Below are 1026 nucleotides of genomic sequence, written 5' to 3' on the forward strand. Positions count from 1 at the left end.
CCCCATTCGGACATCCCCGGATCAAAGCCTGCTTACGGCTCCCCGAGGCGTTATCGTTGTTCGCCACGTCCTTCTTCGGCTCCTGGCGCCTAGGCATCCTCCGTGTGCTCTTATTAGCTTAACCAAACGCTCCGAGTTTATCTTTTTTCGTTCCGTTATGCTTCGCATAAAGGTCACTTCTAAAAGATAAATCTTCGCTTGTAGCTAACCTAAAAGATTAAAGATCTATTCAGATCATCTTTAAGGATGATTCAGCATTTGTTGCTTGTTTCGATATCCAGTTTTCAAGGAACAATGTTGCAACTGTTGGATCGACTTTCACCGATCTCAGTTGTCAACCTATTATCGCTCGCTTTTCAGCGGCGACATTCAGTATACCATGTTTACTCCGCAAACTCAAGCGGCGAATTATGGTGGAGCCAAGCGGGATCGAACCGCTGACCTCCTGCTTGCAAGGCAGGCGCTCTCCCAGCTGAGCTATGGCCCCATATCTCAACCCAAAAAGTATACTAAGCTTTACGGCCTTTACCCGATAGTTTTCGGTGACCCTATCACTTATTGTTTTTGGGAATGGGCCCTAGTGGACTCGAACCACCGACCTCACCCTTATCAGGGGTGCGCTCTAACCAGCTGAGCTAAGGGCCCTCGACAACGCAAACGAGTATAATCGTATGCCTATAATGTTTCATAAGAAAAGCCCACCCTTGGTGGGCTTGCTTGGCGACGTTCTACTCTCCCAGGACCCTGCGGTCCAAGTACCATCGACGCTGGAAGGCTTAACGTTCGTGTTCGGGATGGGTACGCGTGGTTCCCTTCCGCCATCATCACCAAACTAATCGAAAGGCATTGCACCTTTCAAAACTGACAACGAGTGAGTGTCGCAGCTTGCGCTGCTTATTTGCCCGTCGTCCTGCAGACGACATGGACTCCATAGAAAGGAGGTGATCCAGCCGCACCTTCCGATACGGCTACCTTGTTACGACTTCACCCCAATCATCTACCCCACCTTCGGCGGCTGGCTCCTTG

At 50.3% G+C, this 1026-nt stretch carries 2 tRNA genes and 3 rRNA genes; all 5 read right to left on the minus strand.

The features are described from left to right. Positions 1-124, minus strand: a 23S ribosomal RNA gene (locus ACFQI7_RS37755); the annotation flags it as partial. 287 nt (positions 125-411) lie between these two features. Further along, positions 412-487, minus strand: a tRNA-Ala gene (locus ACFQI7_RS37760). 84 nt (positions 488-571) lie between these two features. Next, positions 572-645: transfer RNA gene (locus ACFQI7_RS37765), tRNA-Ile, on the minus strand. Between the two features lie 70 nt (positions 646-715). Then, a 5S ribosomal RNA gene (gene rrf / locus ACFQI7_RS37770) occupies positions 716-832 on the minus strand. Between the two features lie 102 nt (positions 833-934). Further along, positions 935-1026 (minus strand): 16S ribosomal RNA (locus ACFQI7_RS37775); the annotation flags it as partial.

Origin of the sequence: Paenibacillus allorhizosphaerae (assembly GCF_042659105.1) — a bacterium.
GTDB lineage: Bacteria > Bacillota > Bacilli > Paenibacillales > NBRC-103111 > Paenibacillus_G > Paenibacillus_G allorhizosphaerae.